The 15,206-nt window shown below is 69.8% G+C and carries 13 protein-coding genes and 3 pseudogenes; 11 read left to right on the forward strand and 5 right to left on the reverse strand.

Going from position 1 to position 15,206, the window contains the following annotated elements; translation table 11 throughout:
* On the reverse strand, positions 1 to 389 hold a 389-nt coding region (locus ACWC24_RS09145; RefSeq protein ID WP_450662189.1), incomplete at its 3' end, for a TIM barrel protein.
* A 182-nt stretch (positions 390 to 571) separates the two neighbouring features.
* Between ACWC24_RS09145 and xylB the strand changes: the two genes are divergently transcribed.
* The 10 genes and pseudogenes from xylB to ACWC24_RS09195 all read left to right on the forward strand — a co-directional run bounded on the left by xylB (position 572) and on the right by ACWC24_RS09195 (position 11,948).
* Positions 572 to 2,017: a xylulokinase gene (xylB, locus tag ACWC24_RS09150; RefSeq protein ID WP_450662190.1), complete on the forward strand. Its 1,446-nt coding sequence runs from the start codon at positions 572 to 574 to the stop codon at positions 2,015 to 2,017.
* 29 nt (positions 2,018 to 2,046) lie between these two features.
* On the forward strand, positions 2,047 to 3,255 hold the full coding sequence (locus ACWC24_RS09155; RefSeq protein ID WP_450662191.1) for an ROK family protein: 1,209 nt from the start codon (positions 2,047 to 2,049) through the stop codon (positions 3,253 to 3,255).
* A gap of 348 nt (positions 3,256 to 3,603) precedes the next feature.
* Positions 3,604 to 4,218, forward strand: coding sequence for an N-acetylmuramoyl-L-alanine amidase (locus tag ACWC24_RS09160; protein WP_450662192.1), 615 nt, complete (start codon positions 3,604 to 3,606; stop codon positions 4,216 to 4,218).
* A 142-nt stretch (positions 4,219 to 4,360) separates the two neighbouring features.
* Entirely contained in the window at positions 4,361 to 5,629 is a 1,269-nt protein-coding gene (locus ACWC24_RS09165; RefSeq protein WP_450662389.1) for a GAF domain-containing protein, read from the forward strand.
* A 110-nt stretch (positions 5,630 to 5,739) separates the two neighbouring features.
* On the forward strand, positions 5,740 to 7,263 hold the full coding sequence (gene exaC / locus ACWC24_RS09170) for an acetaldehyde dehydrogenase ExaC (protein WP_450662193.1): 1,524 nt from the start codon (positions 5,740 to 5,742) through the stop codon (positions 7,261 to 7,263).
* Positions 7,264 to 7,730: 467 nt separating this feature from the next.
* Positions 7,731 to 7,922, forward strand: a pseudogene (locus ACWC24_RS09175) (transposase); the annotation flags it as partial.
* A 79-nt stretch (positions 7,923 to 8,001) separates the two neighbouring features.
* A complete protein-coding gene (locus tag ACWC24_RS09180; RefSeq protein ID WP_450662194.1) occupies positions 8,002 to 8,310 on the forward strand; it encodes an IS3 family transposase in 309 nt (102 codons plus the stop codon).
* On the forward strand, positions 8,282 to 8,896 hold the full coding sequence (locus tag ACWC24_RS09185; RefSeq protein ID WP_450662195.1) for an IS3 family transposase: 615 nt from the start codon (positions 8,282 to 8,284) through the stop codon (positions 8,894 to 8,896). The genes ACWC24_RS09180 and ACWC24_RS09185 overlap by 29 nt, the downstream gene beginning before the upstream one ends.
* Before the next feature lie 901 nt (positions 8,897 to 9,797).
* Positions 9,798 to 11,483, forward strand: coding sequence for a ribonuclease J (locus tag ACWC24_RS09190; RefSeq protein WP_450662196.1), 1,686 nt, complete (start codon positions 9,798 to 9,800; stop codon positions 11,481 to 11,483).
* A 222-nt stretch (positions 11,484 to 11,705) separates the two neighbouring features.
* Positions 11,706 to 11,948 (forward strand): hypothetical protein, encoded by a 243-nt coding sequence (locus ACWC24_RS09195; RefSeq protein ID WP_450662197.1) that lies wholly within the window; start codon positions 11,706 to 11,708, stop codon positions 11,946 to 11,948.
* A gap of 198 nt (positions 11,949 to 12,146) precedes the next feature.
* Here ACWC24_RS09195 and ACWC24_RS09200 read toward each other — a convergent pair whose 3' ends face one another.
* Positions 12,147 to 12,350 (reverse strand): cold-shock protein, encoded by a 204-nt coding sequence (locus ACWC24_RS09200; protein ID WP_362642644.1) that lies wholly within the window; start codon positions 12,348 to 12,350, stop codon positions 12,147 to 12,149.
* Positions 12,351 to 12,594: 244 nt separating this feature from the next.
* Positions 12,595 to 12,933, reverse strand: coding sequence for a MerR family transcriptional regulator (locus tag ACWC24_RS09205; RefSeq protein ID WP_450662198.1), 339 nt, complete (start codon positions 12,931 to 12,933; stop codon positions 12,595 to 12,597).
* Positions 12,934 to 13,882: 949 nt separating this feature from the next.
* On the opposite strand from ACWC24_RS09205, the pseudogene ACWC24_RS09210 reads away from it, so the two are divergent.
* Positions 13,883 to 14,229, forward strand: a pseudogene (locus ACWC24_RS09210) (hypothetical protein).
* A 101-nt stretch (positions 14,230 to 14,330) separates the two neighbouring features.
* Here the strand turns inward: ACWC24_RS09210 and ACWC24_RS09215 are convergent.
* Positions 14,331 to 14,639 (reverse strand): SCO5918 family protein, encoded by a 309-nt coding sequence (locus tag ACWC24_RS09215; protein ID WP_235456259.1) that lies wholly within the window; start codon positions 14,637 to 14,639, stop codon positions 14,331 to 14,333.
* Positions 14,640 to 14,697: 58 nt separating this feature from the next.
* Positions 14,698 to 15,091 (reverse strand): annotated as a pseudogene (locus ACWC24_RS09220) (CBS domain-containing protein); the annotation flags it as partial.
* Between the last annotated feature and the right edge of the window lie 115 nt (positions 15,092 to 15,206).

A 15,206-nucleotide genomic window follows, 5' to 3' on the forward strand; every position in this document is an offset into this window, starting at 1 on the left:
CCCAGCTCCACGGCCAGGTCGATGTTGCGGATCGTCTTGCGCAGCGCGTAACGGCGCACGTCACGGTCGTTCGCGGTGAACGCGCCGTCCTTGAACACCGGGTGGGTGAACAGGTTCGTCGTGGCCATCGGCACGGTCAGACCGGTGGCGTCCAGCGCCTGGCGGAACCGCTTGACGTGCGACTCGCGCTCGCTGTCCGAGGACCCGAACGGGATCAGGTCGTCGTCGTGGAAGGTCACACCGTAGGCACCCAGCTCGGCCAGACGCTGCACCGTCTCGACCGGGTCCAGGGCCCGCCGGGTCGCGTCACCGAACGGGTCCCGTCCCTGCCAGCCGACGGTCCACAGACCGAAGGTGAACCTGTCCTCGGGGGTGGGCTGGTAGCTCATACGGCGGCTCCTTGCTAGCTGAACTATTTCGTCATGGCCGTTTACAAATTAGTATGCCAGCACATCCCTGGGAAGGGACACGACGTCCCCGAAGGGTGAGATCCCGGTCTCCAGACCCTCGGATTTCAGAAAAACAGCAGGTCAGACCCCGCAGAGCCGCGGAAAAAAGCAGGGAGAACCCGATGTCAGCAGCCGAGGGTCCGCTCGTCGTCGGCGTGGATTCGTCCACCCAGTCGACCAAGGTGCTCGTCGTCGACGCGGCCACCGGACAGGTCGTCGCGAGCGGTCAGGCGCCGCACACCGTCTCCTCCGGAGCGGGCCGTGAGAGCGATCCGCGCCAATGGTGGGACGCGCTGCACCGGGCCCTGCGCCAGTGCGGCGACGCCGCCCGCGAGGCCGCCGCGGTGTCGATCGGCGGGCAGCAGCACGGGCTCGTCACCCTGGACGCCCAGGGCGAGCCCGTACGCCCGGCGCTGCTGTGGAACGACGTCCGCTCGGCGCCGCAGGCGCGCCGGCTCGCGGAGGAACTGGGCGGGCCGAAGGAATGGGCGGACCGCACGGGACTCGTGCCCGGTGCCTCGTTCACCGTGACGAAGTGGGCCTGGCTGGCCGAGCACGAGCCGGAGGCGGTCCGCGCCACCAAGGCCGTGCGTCTCCCCCACGACTACCTCACCGAGCGGCTGACCGGTCAGGGCACGACCGACCGCGGTGACGCCTCCGGCACCGGCTGGTGGTCGTCGCGGACCGAGGCGTACGACGAGGAGATCCTCGCCCATGTCGGGCTCGACCCCGCGCTGCTGCCCCGGGTGGTCCGGCCGGGCGAGGTGGCCGGGACCGTCCGCGACAGCCACGACCTGCCCTTCTCCAAGGGCACCCTGGTCGCCCCCGGCACCGGCGACAACGCCGCCGCGGCGCTGGGGCTGGGACTGCGACCGGGTACCCCGGTGCTGAGTCTGGGCACGTCGGGCACCGTCTACGCGGTGTCGAAGCAGCGCCCCGCCGACCCGACCGGGACGGTGGCGGGCTTCGCCGACGCCCACGGCGACTGGCTGCCGCTGGCCTGCACCCTGAACTGCACGCTCGCCGTCGACCGCCTCGCCGCGCTGCTGGGTCTCGACCGCGAGGCGGTGGAGCCCACCACCGGGGTCACCCTCCTGCCCTACCTCGACGGCGAACGCACCCCGAACCTGCCCCACGCGTCGGGGCTCCTGCACGGTCTGCGGCACGACACGACCGCCGGCCAGCTCCTCCAGGCCGCCTACGACGGCGCCGTCCACTCCCTGCTGGGCGCGCTCGACCTGGTGCTCGACGAGGACGCGGACCGCACCGCGCCGCTGCTGCTGATCGGCGGCGGCGCCCGGGGCAGGGCGTGGCAGCAGACCGTACGCCGGCTCTCCGGACGGCCGGTCCAGATCCCCGAGGCCAAGGAACTGGTCGCACTCGGTGCCGCGGCCCAGGCCGCCGGCCTGCTGACCGGCGAGGACCCGGCGGCGGTCGCCCGGCGCTGGAACACCGCGCAGGGACCGGTGCTGGACGCGGTGGAGCGGGACGAGAAAACGCTGGAAAGGATCTCCGGGGTACTCTCCGACGCGGCCACGCTGCTGGAACGAGAGCCGAACGCCCGCTGAAGGACGACGAACGAGGACTGACCGCAAGGATGACCGTACCGCTGCACGAGGGACACCCGACCGGACCCGGTCGGGCCCTGCCCGACACCCAGCAGGGCATGCGCCGACGCAATCTCGCCCGGGTCATGCACACCGTGGGCGCCGAGGGCCCGCTCTCCCGTGCCTCGGTCGCCTCGCGCATCGGACTGACCCGGGCGGCGGTGTCGACCCTCGTCGACGAACTCATCCGCTCCGGGCTGCTGGAGGAGCTGGGACCGGAGCGGCCGGGCCGAGTGGGCCGTCCGGGGTCCGCCCTCGCCGTCAGCGGGCGCGGCCCCGCCGGGATCGGCGCGGAGGTGGGGGTCGACCATCTCGCGGTCTGCGCGGTGGACCTGCGCGGGAAGGTGCGGGCGCGGGCGGTGCGGCACGGCACGAACCGCGGCCGCGCGCCCGGGCCGGTGCTCGAAGAGCTCACCTCGCTGCTGCGCCTCGTCGTCGCCGACGCGGAACGTGAGGGCCTGTGGCCGGCCGGGCTGGCCATAGCCGTGCCCGGCCTGGTCGCCCCCGACGCCCGGACCGTCGTACGCGCTCCGAACCTGGGCTGGCACGACCTCGACCTCGGGGCGTCGCTGCCCGCCGAACTGCCGCTGGCCGTGGACAACGAGGCCAACTTCGGCGGTCTGGCCGAGCTGTGGCTCGGCGAGGGCACCCCGCGCGACTTCCTCCATGTGTCGGCCGAGATCGGCATCGGCGCGGCGGTCGTGGTGGACGGGCGGCTGCTGCGCGGGACCCGGGGGTTCGCGGGCGAACTGGGACATGTTCCGGTCCGGCCGGACGGGCCCGAGTGCGCGTGCGGCGGGCGCGGATGTCTGGAGCAGTACGCCGGTGAGGAAGCGGTGCTGCGCGCGGCCGGTCTGGAGCCGGGCGAGGACCGGGTCGGGCTGCTCGCCGGACGGGCGGCGGCGGGCGACGAGGCCGTTCGGCGGGCGCTGCGCGACGCGGGAACGGCGTTCGGCGTCGCGCTGACCGGAGCGGTCAACCTCCTCGACCCCGAGACGGTCGTGCTCGGAGGCGCGCTGGCCGGTCTCGCGCCCTGGCTGCTGCCGGCCCTGCAGGAGGAGTTGGCGCGGCGGACGGCCGGGCCGGCCTGTGCCGTGTCGGTCTCGCGCCTGGGCCCCGAAGGGCCGCTACTGGGGGCGGCGCACTCGGTGGTGCGGACGGTGCTGGACGATCCGGCGGCGGTGGCGGAGCGGGCCTGAGCCCCACGCTCCCGGCCGAGGCTTACGCGTCTCCGGTCGAACCCGGCCCCCGACCGAGCCCCACGCTTCTCCGGTCGCACCCCCGGTCGAACCCCGTCCCGCCGGTCGAGCCCCGCTCCTCCCTGTCGGCCGCCGGATTTCCCGGCGGTCCGTGTCCTCGGCCGACCGCGGCTCTCGGTGGCGAACTCACCCGTTCGTGCGGCCGAGTTGTCCACAATGTCTCCGCCGTCCACGGAAGCCCCTCGAGTCCTTCTGCCCGGCCCGTCGGCGTCGTACCGTGATTCACGTGAGGCGCGGCCGTCGCGTCGTGACGACGGCGGTTCTGTCGGGTGGACGGGGGAAACACACATGTCATCGAACAGCACGGAACGAGCAGGACCACTGCCCAGCAGGCGGAGGGTTCTCCAGGGAGCCGCCCTCGTCGCCGTCCCCTACGCCCTGCTTCCCGCCACCCGGGCCGGTGCGCAGGCCCTGACGGTCGACTACCCGCTCGCCGAGTGGCAGCCGGCGAGCACCGCCAACCGCACGGCGTCGAACCGCCCCACCTCCTATCCCCTCGACCGCGTGATCGTCCACGTTACCCAGGAGACCTACCCCGACACGCTCGACATCTTCCGGAACCCGGCGAAGCAGGTGTCCGCGCACTACGTCGTCCGCTCCGCCGACGGGCACATCGCCCAGTGTGTCCGTGAGCACGACGTGGCCTGGCACGCGGGCAACTGGGACTACAACACCCGCAGCATCGGCATCGAGCACGAGGGCCGGGTGGACCGACCCGCCTCTTTCACGAACGCCCTGTACGAGGCGTCGGCCCGGCTCACGGCCGCGATCTGCACCGCATACGGCATCCCCAAGGACCGCGCCCACATCATCGGGCACTACGAGGTACCGGGTTCGGACCACATCGACCCCGGCCCGAACTGGGACTGGACCCGCTACATCAGACTCGTCAACTTCGCCTGAGCGACCGGTTTCCCCCCGGCTCGCCGACGTCGAAACGGTTGTCGGCACGCACACCCGGAGTGACGATGTCCTCAGCCGCGCTGCGTGGACCGCATGGCCCGAGATGCATCGACCGAACCGCATCGCCTTCCGGGAGGCCGAGTTGACCGATCCCTGGGTTGCCCTGGAACCGGGGGCCGACCCCGTCCGGCGCGCGGAGCTGCTGCGCCGCGCGCACGACACGTTCACCGAGGCGGGCACGGTGGGGCGGCCGGTGCGTGCCGTGGTGGCGGACTCCTGGCGCCGTTCGGCGCGGGCCGGGGTAGGGCCCGACGGCACCGCGAGCGTGGAGCTCATGGACGGTGAGCTCGGCGCCTACCGAGCCGAGCATCCGCTGGCCCGGGTGATGCCGCTGTTCCGCGAGCTGATGGGCACGTTCGCCGCCGACGGCAGACATCTGCTGGCGGTGTGCGACGCGCAGGGCAGGCTGCTGTGGGTCGAGGGCGACCCGGCGACGCGGCGGCAGGCCGGACGGATGAACTTCGTACCGGGTGCCAGGTGGGCGGAGACGGCGGTCGGGACGAACGCGCCGGGCACGGCCGTCGCCGTGGACCGGCCGGTGCAGGTCTTCTCGGCCGAGCACTTCAGCCGCGGGGCTCAGCCCTGGACCTGCGCGGCGGCCCCGGTACACGATCCGCGCACGGGTCGGCTGCTCGGCGCCGTGGACATCACCGGCGGGGACGGGCTCGCGCATCCGCACAGCCTCGGGTTCGTCCAGGCCGTCGCGCGCGCCGCCGAGTCCCAGCTGGCGCTGCTCACCGCCGAGCAGCCGGCCGAGGACACGGCCGAACTGACCGCGCTGGGGCACGACGAGGCACGGCTGTTCGCCGGCGGTCGCAAGGTGCGGCTCAGCCGCAGGCACAGCGAGATCCTGGTGCTGTTGGCCCGGCACCCGGAGGGACTGACCGGCGACGAGCTGCTGTGCGCGCTGTACGAGAGCGAGTCGGTCACCCCGGTGACGTTGCGTGCCGAACTGGCCAGGCTGCGCGGCTTCCTGGGCCCCGGACTGCTGGCCTCGCGCCCGTACCGGCTGACCGTCCCGGTGGAGTCCGATGTCGACGCCGTCGAAAGACGACTGCAGACCGGTGCGGTCACGGCAGCCGTGGCGGCGTACACCGGGCCGCTGCTGCCCGGCTCGACGGCCCCGGCGGTGGTGCGGCTGCGGCGGCGCCTCGCCGACGGCCTGCGGGCGGCGCTGATCGCCCGCCGCGATCCCGATCTGCTGGCGGACTGGGCCCACGCTCCGTGGGGCGAGGAGGACCTCGACGTCTGGCGGGCGCTCGCCGCGGTGCGTCCGACGGCGGCGGTGCGGGCACGGCTGTCCGCGTTGGAGGCCGAACTGGCGGCGCCCGCACGGCCGTCGGGGCGCTGAGAGCTCGGGCTGTACGAGAGGGACGCAACGTGGTCGCAACGTCCGCGCGCCTAGCCTCGCGCCGAAAGCTGCCCAACGGCGGGCAGTGCAACTGAAGGAGGCCGTCCGGCATGACTCGTTACGCGGCGCCAGGCACCGAAGGCGCGATCGTCTCCTACCAGTCGCGCTACGACCACTTCATCGGCGGCGCGTATGTGCCGCCGGCCCGAGGGCAGTACTTCGACAACCCGAGCCCGGTGAACGGTGAGCCGTTCACCGAGGTCGCGCGGGGCACGGCGGAGGACGTGGAGCGGGCGCTCGACGCGGCCCACGCGGCGGCACCCGGTTGGGGCCGGCTGTCGGCGACGGAGCGCTCCGACATCCTGCTCAAGATCGCCGACCGGATGGCGGCGAACCTGGAGCAGCTCGCGGTCGCCGAGAGCTGGGAGAACGGCAAGCCGGTCCGGGAGACGCTGGCGGCGGACATCCCGCTGGCCATCGACCACTTCCGGTACTTCGCGGGCGCGATCCGCGCCCAGGAAGGGGCGCTGAGCGAGGTCGACGACGACACGGTGGCGTACCACTTCCACGAGCCGCTCGGCGTGGTCGCGCAGATCATCCCGTGGAACTTCCCCATCCTGATGGCCACCTGGAAGCTCGCTCCCGCCCTCGCGGCGGGCAACGCGGTCGTCCTGAAGCCGGCCGAGCAGACCCCGGTCTCCATCCACTACTGGATGAGCCTCGTCGCCGACCTGCTGCCGCCGGGTGTGGTGAACATCGTCAACGGCTTCGGCGAGGAGGCGGGCAAGCCGCTCGCGTCGAGCCCGCGCGTGGCGAAGATCGCCTTCACCGGGGAGACCTCGACGGGGCGGTTGATCATGCAGTACGCCTCGGAGAACCTCAAGCCGGTCACCCTGGAGCTCGGCGGCAAGTCGCCCAACATCTTCTTCGACGACGTGTGGGACAAGGACGACGACCTGCGGGACAAGGCGCTCGAAGGCTTCACCATGTTCGCGCTGAACCAGGGCGAGGTGTGCACCTGCCCGTCCCGTGGGCTGATCCAGCGCGGCAACTACGGCGACTTCCTGCAGGCGGCCGTCGCCCGCACCGAGTCGATCAAACCCGGTCACCCGTTGGACACGGACACGATGATCGGCGCCCAGGCGTCCAGCGACCAGCTCGCCAAGATCCTGTCGTACATCGACATCGGCCGGCAGGAGGGCGCCAAGGTCCTCACCGGCGGCGAACGCGCCGACTACGACGGTGATCTGAAAGGGGGCTACTACGTCCGCCCGACGATCTTCGAGGGCGACAACCGGATGCGGATCTTCCAGGAGGAGATCTTCGGTCCGGTGGTGTCGGTGGCCTCGTTCGACGACTTCGACGACGCCATCAAGATCGCCAACGACACGTTGTACGGTCTCGGGGCCGGTGTGTGGACCCGCGACATCAACACGGCGTACCGCGCGGGCCGGGCGATCCAGGCGGGCCGCGTGTGGACGAACTGCTACCACGCCTACCCCGCGCACGCCGCCTTCGGCGGCTACAAGCAGTCCGGGATCGGCCGCGAGACGCACAAGATGATGCTGGAGCACTACCAGCAGACCAAGAACGTTTTGGTTTCGTACAGCCCGAAGAAACTTGGGTTCTTCTAGAGCCTCAAGTTGGGTGCCTGAAGGAGGCTTTACCCTTTCAGGCACCCATAGAGTGCAGCCACCATCCGTGACCGTTCAGCACCATCAGTGACGACCGTTCAGCACCATCAGTGACCGTTCAGCGCCTTCCGGGCTCGTTCACCACGAATCTGCGCCTGTCCCGGACCAGCTGAGGTACTAGGTTGCGTCGTCCTCGGCGGGGCGAAGCATGCGAAGAAGCGCGGAGGATGTCGGGCGCCGGGCGTGGTCACACAGCAGTGGGCTCGCGGGTTGTCTCAAGGTCGTTGATCACCGCGAGGACTGGCCCCCAGCACATGCCGACGGTACCGCGATCGGGGATGGCGCCACGTTCTCGTTGCTTGCGAAGGTTGAAGCTTCCCCTTGAAGCTGGACACCTGGAGACTGGGACGTGAGGTTCCAGAGGAAGTAGTGCCAGGGGGGGAAGCAAGAGCAACCGCAGCAGGCGGTACACGGAGGAGTTCAAGCGGGACGCGGTCGCGCTGGTCCGCTCCTCCGGCAGGACCGTCACCGAGGTGGCCCGGGAGCTCGGGGTCAGCGCCGAGGGGCTGCGGAACTGGGTCCGGCAGGACCAGGCCGACCACGGTCAGGGGGCGCCGGGCGAGCTGACGACGGCCGAGCGGGAGGAACTGCGCCGGCTGCGTCGGCAGAACCGTGAGCAGGCCGAGACGATCGAGGTGCTGCGAAAGCGGCGGTCTTCTTCGCGAAGGAGAGCGATCGATGACCGCGGTCTGCGCGTTCATCGAGGCGGAGAAGACCACCCACACCGTCGCTCTGCTGTGCCGACTGCTGCAGGTGGCCCGCTCCTCCTTCTACGCCTGGCGGGCCGGCGAACAGGCCCGCCGGGCAAGGCAGGCCGCCGACGATGCCCTGGCCCACGAGATCACCGTGCTGCACGTCGCCTCCCGGCACACCTACGGCATCCCCCGGATCCACGCCGAACTGCGCCGACTCGGACACCGGGTCAACCACAAGCGGGTGGAACGGGTCATGCGCGCGCATGACAATCGTCGGCGTCACACGTCGTAAACGCCGGGGTCTGACCCGGCCGGCGAAGAAGGCCGTGCCCGCCGTCGACCTGCTCGGACGCGACTTCACAGCCCCCGGGCCCGGCATGCGCCTGGTCGGTGACATCACCTTCATCGCCACCAACGAGGGATGGCTCTACCTGGCAACCTGGCTGGACCTGGCCACCCGCGAGATCGTCGGCTACTCGATGGCCGACCACCACCGGGCCTTTCTGGTCGTCGACGCGCTGGCGATGGCCGCCGGCCGCGGTCGGCTCCAGCCCGGCTGCATAGCGCACTCGGACCGCGGATCGGAGTACACCTCCGGTGAACTCCGGCGCGAGATAAGCTGGTTGGGGATGCGGCAAAGCATGGGACGAACCGGGTCGTGCTGCGACAACGCCGCCGCCGAGTCCTTCTTCGCCGTACTGAAAGAAGAGATCGGCACCCGCCGCCGGCCCGACCGGGCCACCGCCCGCGCCGAAATCTTCACCTTCATCGAGACCTTCTACAACCGCAGACGGCTGCGGAAGCACCCGCACTGGGGCTACCTGACCCCGCTGGAAATCCGGCAGCGACACGAGCAAGGACACGCCCTCGCGGCGTAAGCATGGAGTGTCCAGCATCACGGGGAAAGTTCACCGATTGCCTCCACCCACTGGCAGTGCAGCCGATACCCGGCCCGGGGTGGCCATCGGACCAAGATCCGGACCACTTCCGGACCAGCCGCCTCCCGAAATCCCCTACAGGCACCACTTGCCCAGGTCACCGTGCATACAAGTGCTGCACCACCAGCAGACCAAGAACATTCTTTGTTCCTACAGCCCTCAGAAGCCTGGCTTCTTCCAGAGCCTGAAGTCGGTTGCCCGAAGGCATCGTTGCGCTCCAGGCAACCCGAAATAACGGCTACAATCAGTGATGAGCTGGAGCCTTCGCGCTACTGTCTGACACCCAAGGGGAGTCTCGCCCGGACGAGTCGTGGACCATATGGCGCCGAACGACATCACCCCACGAGCCGCCCGCTCGTGAGCGCCGCGAGTCCAGGACTTTCCGGGACCGGCTCGAGACAACGGCCGAGCCGCCCCCGCGCGACCTCGTCGTCGAGTTCATGGGGCTCCACATCGGGTTCCGGCATGGCCGGCGGGGGCGGCGAGCGCTTCGGGGACCCCGCCAACTGTCCGCCCGGCGAGAGAAGCTGCCTCGGGGCGCTCCCGGCCCACTTGCTCCTGAGCGCCGGCGGCTCCCGCGTCTCGACCATTTCGAGCGGACCGGTGCCGAGGCCACCGGAAGGTGGCAAACGCCGGAAAAACGACAGGGTGCACGAGATCTTCTCCAGCACCGGGCGAAGGGTTGGGCCAGGGAGGTGGTACCGCTTTCACCCCTGCCTGTTCCGGCCGCCGGGGTGATCCGATCGTGCCGAGGCACCCGCTGCGGGTCCCACTCCGTCGGGAAAAGGAGATCGCACGGGCAATGGATCATCCTGTCCCGCTCTCCGGGTACCGTCAGGGTATGAGTCATCCGCACCCCGAACTGAAAGCCGCCCCTCCCCTGCCTGAAGGAGGGCTGCGAGTCATCGCCCTGGGCGGCCTGGGTGAGATCGGCCGCAACATGACCGTCTTCGAGCACGCGGGCAAGCTGCTCGTCGTCGACTGCGGCGTGCTGTTCCCCGAGGAGACCCAGCCCGGCGTGGACGTGATCCTGCCGGACTTCACCTCGATCCGGAACCGGCTGGACGACATCGTGGCCGTGGTACTCACCCACGGCCACGAGGACCACATCGGCGGCGTGCCGTACCTGCTGCGCGAGCGGTCCGACATTCCCGTCGTCGGCTCCAAGCTGACGCTGGCGTTCCTGGAGGCCAAGCTCAAGGAACACGGCATCCGGCCGCGCACGGTGCGGGTGCGGGAGGGCGACCGGCGTGGCTTCGGGCCCTTCGACTGCGAGTTCGTGGCGGTCAACCACTCCATCCCCGACAGCCTCGCGGTCGCGATCCGCACCGGTGCCGGGATGGTGCTGCACACCGGCGACTTCAAGATGGACCAGTTCCCTCTCGACGAGCGCATCACCGATCTGCGCGCCTTCGCGCGCCTCGGCGAGGAGGGCGTGGACCTGTTCCTCACCGACTCCACCAACGCCGAAGTACCCGGCTTCACCACCTCCGAGCGAGAGCTGAACCCGGCCATCGAGCAGGTGATGCGCACCGCGCCGCGCCGGGTCATCGTCTCCAGCTTCGCCAGCCATGTTCACCGTATCCAGCAGGTCCTGGATGCCGCCCACCAGCACGGCCGCAAGGTCGCCTTCGTCGGCCGGTCGATGGTCCGCAACATGGGCATCGCCCGTGACCTGGGCTATTTGAAGGTCCCCTCCGGTCTGGTCGTGAGCACGAAGGAGGTGGAGAAGCTCCCGGACCACAAGATCACTCTGGTGTGTACCGGCTCCCAGGGCGAACCGATGGCCGCGCTGTCCCGGATGGCCAACCGCGACCACATGATCCGTATCGGCAAAGGCGACACCGTCCTGCTCGCCAGCTCCCTCATCCCCGGCAACGAGAACGCCATCTACCGGGTGATCAACGGACTCACCCGGTGGGGCGCCCACGTGGTCCACAAGGGCAACGCCAAGGTGCATGTCTCCGGGCATGCCAGCGCCGGCGAACTCGTCTACTGCTACAACATCGTCAAGCCCCGCAATGTCATGCCCGTGCACGGCGAATGGCGCCACCTGCGGGCCAACGCCGACCTCGCCATCCGTACCGGTGTCGACCCCGAGCGGGTCGTCATCGCCGAGGACGGCGTCGTCGTCGACCTGGTCGACGGGCGCGCGTCCATCACCGGCAAGGTCCCCGCCGGAAACGTCTACGTCGACGGCATGGAAGTCGGCGGCGCCACCGAAGCATCCCTCAAGGACCGCCTCACCCTCGCCGCCGAAGGCGTGGTCACGGTGGTGGCGATCGTCGACGCGGACACCGGCGCCCTCGCCGAAGCCCCCGACTTCCTGGCCCGGGGCTTCGTCCACGACGACACCACCTTCGAGCCTGTCGTCCCCGTCATCGAGAAAACCCTGGCCACCGCCGCCGCGGAAGGCGTCGGGGACGCCCGCCAACTCGAACAACTCCTCGCCCGCGCCGTGGCGAACTGGGCGTTCCGCACCCACCGCCGCAAGCCCCTCATCATCCCCGTCATCATCGACGCCTGAACCACAGCACGGCAGCACGATCCCGGTTGCGGCCCTGGCCCCGCCGGCATCGAGGCCGGGCACGGAGTCAGCGGCCACCCCAGCAGGCCGGGGGTGGCAACGTACTCCACGTGATGCGTCATCGGGAACACGTCGCAAGGACAAGAGGCGCGAAAACCCGCAGTCCAACGGGGGTTCTCCCACTTCGGGAGGACGTTGGCGGCGGCGGAGACCGCAGCGCCCGTGCAGTCACTCGACGTGGTGGCGCGCATGCTCGAGGAGCAGCTCGGGGCCGCGTCGGTGTCGTTCCGCACCACCGGCTTCACCGGCGGCTCGGTCGTACGGCTGGGGGCGGCGCGCAGCGTCGAGGCCACGGAGAGCCTTCCTCGACACCTGGACGAGCGTCTGAACGTCGGCTCCTCCAAGCTGCGCCGTAGCCGCGTAGGACATGCGGCTCACGTGCCCGGCGGCGCTTGCACCGACTGAGGTCAGGAAGTTTCGGGTCGAAGTCGCACCGGCCAGGGCTTCCACAGATCAGGGGCCGCGCAGCCATTGCTGCGCGGCCCCTGATCTTGTGCCGGCCCAGCACGAGATCAGGCGCCTTCGTCCACGTGGGCGGCAGGGCCCGCACGGGCGGCGGCCACCGGACACGGCGTGCGCGATCCCTCGGGCAGGTCTCCGAGGTCAAGCCGGGTTGATGTTCTCGGCCTGCGGGCCCTTCTGGCCCTGGGTGACGTCGAACGTCACGGCCTGGCCCTCCCGGAGCTCACGAAAGCCGGTGGAGTTGATCGCGGAGTAGTGCGCGAAGACATCCGGGCCGCCGCCGTCCTGGGCGATGAAGCCGAAGCCCTTCTCCGCGTTGAACCACTTCACAGTTCCCGTTGCCATGTCTCATGCCTTCCAGTCGATGAACGCCTCCCACTCCATGTGGGAGACGGAGGTGATCGCCCTGGTCCCTGCGGCACAGCACAGCAAAACGCCCACACCAGAGGCGTGGGTAAGAGGGAATTCCGAACCACGACAGCTGACGCAGACGTTACACGCCCACACATCGCGTCACCATGGGAAAGGATCACGTCGCACACCGAGGCCGTGCGTGCGATGCCCGCCGGCGCTGACGGGCACGCTCATCTCATTCTGCTGCCCTCGGGTTGACTGGTTCGGCGGCGCGGCGGTACTCGGCGTTGATGCGCTGGGCTTCCTCGAGCTGGTCTTCGAGGATGACGATCCGGCAGGCCGCCTCGATGGGGGTCCCGTGGTCGACGAGTTCCCGGGCGCGGGCGGCGATGCGCAGTTGGTAGCGGGAGTAGCGGCGGTGGCCGCCTTCGGAGCGCAGGGGGGTGATCAGGCGGGCTTCGCCGAGGGCGCGGAGGAAGGCAGGGGTAGTGCCGAGCAACTCGGCGGCCCGGCCCATGGTGTACGCGGGGTAATCGTCGTCGTCGAGACGGCCGAACGTGTCGTCTGCTGTCATTGCACCTCTCTGTGGAACGCGTCGAGGGGCCCTGGCGCCGTACTGGCACCAGGGCCCCGAAGGAACTACTACACCATCTGCCGGCCCTGATACTGCACCGGCCCTCTGTTTCCGCGGACCCGACCGAGACGCTGTCGGGGACGCGGGGATCGCGGTTGCTTGACCGGAGACCACCTCACTATCGATGTCCTGCGGTACCCGGGTCCAAGACTTCCGCCCGGGCGATCCTGATGGCGCTCGGCTCCTCCGTTCTTCCCTCTTGATCAACTACTCACTGACGGAAACTGCGAACTGCTGATACCCCGAACTGCTGGTGGCCTCGAACAGCACCACTCTTCGGCAGCCAGCCCCGTCGCCCGTCCTGCGTCTACTCCGGCTTGGAACCCCACTGCCGAACCTCCCGGTGCGCGCGCCCGCAGCCGACGCCTTCACCGAGGTACCGCTCACTGACTTCACTGCTGGGTACTGCCACTGCGGTACTGCTCATGGCGGCCCCTGATCACCGTGGGCCACCCGGTCCGGCCGTCAGTCCCGTCACCGTCCTGCAACCGCCTTGGCTTCGGAACTCCACCACCGCACCGTCCTGCGAACTGCGGTACTGCTGCCCGGCAGTTCATCTCTGCCGGGCCTATCTCGATCTCGGCTACGATAGAAACCATAACCACACCGCCACCCAATGTCTACTCCGGCCAGCATAGATTTTCGCGCTCTCGAAGGTAAGGCAATCCGCCTCGACGGGCCCATGGGTGGTTCAAGCAGCTCCGAGGCTCAGTCCGGCGCTCACAGCCGCCCCACCGCCGCGCAGCACGTCGGGTTGAGCGTGACGTCGCCGACTACCGCCGGCCGGCACCGGCCAACACTGCGTCTCGCGAAGAACACCACCGCCCGGGACGGACGCTTCCATCCGCGACGCCTCGCAGGTCGGCCGTTGACGGGCGCGGCACGAGGACTGCGCCGCCCTCGACGATCCCGGGATGATCGAGCAGTCCGACCAGAGCAGTCAGAGTCCCTGGCCGTGGTCACCAGTGGCGCTGCCATCACCCGTCGACTGGTTCCCGCAGCCACGCGGAGGCAGAGGGTGTCTGATGTGCTGACGGATTCCGCCCGCTCGGGCGAGTCCGCCGCCGTCTTCGACTCCCCGCGAAGAAGGACGGGCCGTCCACGCGTCTGCACTTCCACGTCGCCCGGATCCTGGCGGGCGCCCTGGGGAGGCCGGAGACGGCTGGGATGTACCGGGTTGCGATCGAGGACGTCAGCGCCTGGAGCGGGGGCGACTTCAGCTATTCCGACCGCTGAGCGACGGCGACGAAAACCCGCTGCACGCACAGTGGGCCCGACCGGCGTACCGGTCGGGCCCACTGTGCTGGTCAGATGTCGGCTTGTGCCTGTTTACCCGGTCAGACCATCACGGGGGTGCCGAGCATCGCGGAGGCGTGCTGCAGCGAGCCGGGGATGCCCAGAGGCGCGGCCTTGGGGAGGGCTCGGCAGGTGAAGCCGAGCTGAGTCATGGCCCGGAGGACTTCGGCGGCGCTGAAGTCACGGCGGTCCTGGCGGGTGATGACTTGGCCGACTTGCTTGACGGGGTAGTGGCGGCGGCCGATGATCACCGACTCTCCGGTAACCGGTTCGGGCTTGATGCCCTTCATCGATTCCAGCACTCCGCCCTTGGTGAGTTCGAAGGGGAAGCGGGCGATGACGCAGCGCATGTGGCCTCACAGGGAGAGGGAAGAACGGTCCGCCCCGGAGCGACGCGTTGCAGCGGGTGGCGAGGATGCCCGGGGCGCTGCCTTGCTCGTCTACGACTCGCAGAGCACCGAGTCGACGGGAGCACATCGCGTGCTCGGCTTCGCCATCGTGGTCACGGGTGAGGTTGACGATGATCCGTGTCGCCGAGGATGTCACGCAGACGGACCCGGTCCGGGTGAGCGCCGCTGTCACTGACGGCGGTGAGGTCGGTTCGGGTCACCAGGCCGGTGCGCTGGTCGTCCTGGTCGCAGACGACCAGTCGGCCCGTGCGTGCGGCGGCCATGACGGCCAGCGCCACCTCGACGCTCATGTCGTCACAGACCTGCGGTCCGGCCGCGTCCATGACCTCCACCGCCGTCCTGTGCACGGGGTTGGCGTCCGCCGAGCGGGGCTGCATCTGAATCAGCCTCAAAGGGTGCCTCCTAGAGATGGGTCAACTTTCCGATCACGAAGGTTCTAGGTGTATTGATCACGAGCGTTGTTGACACTCGCCGGTGCTTGATCATGGCGAAGACCTCCGGTGTGGT

The sequence above is a fragment of the Streptomyces sp. NPDC001443 genome (assembly GCF_053597355.1).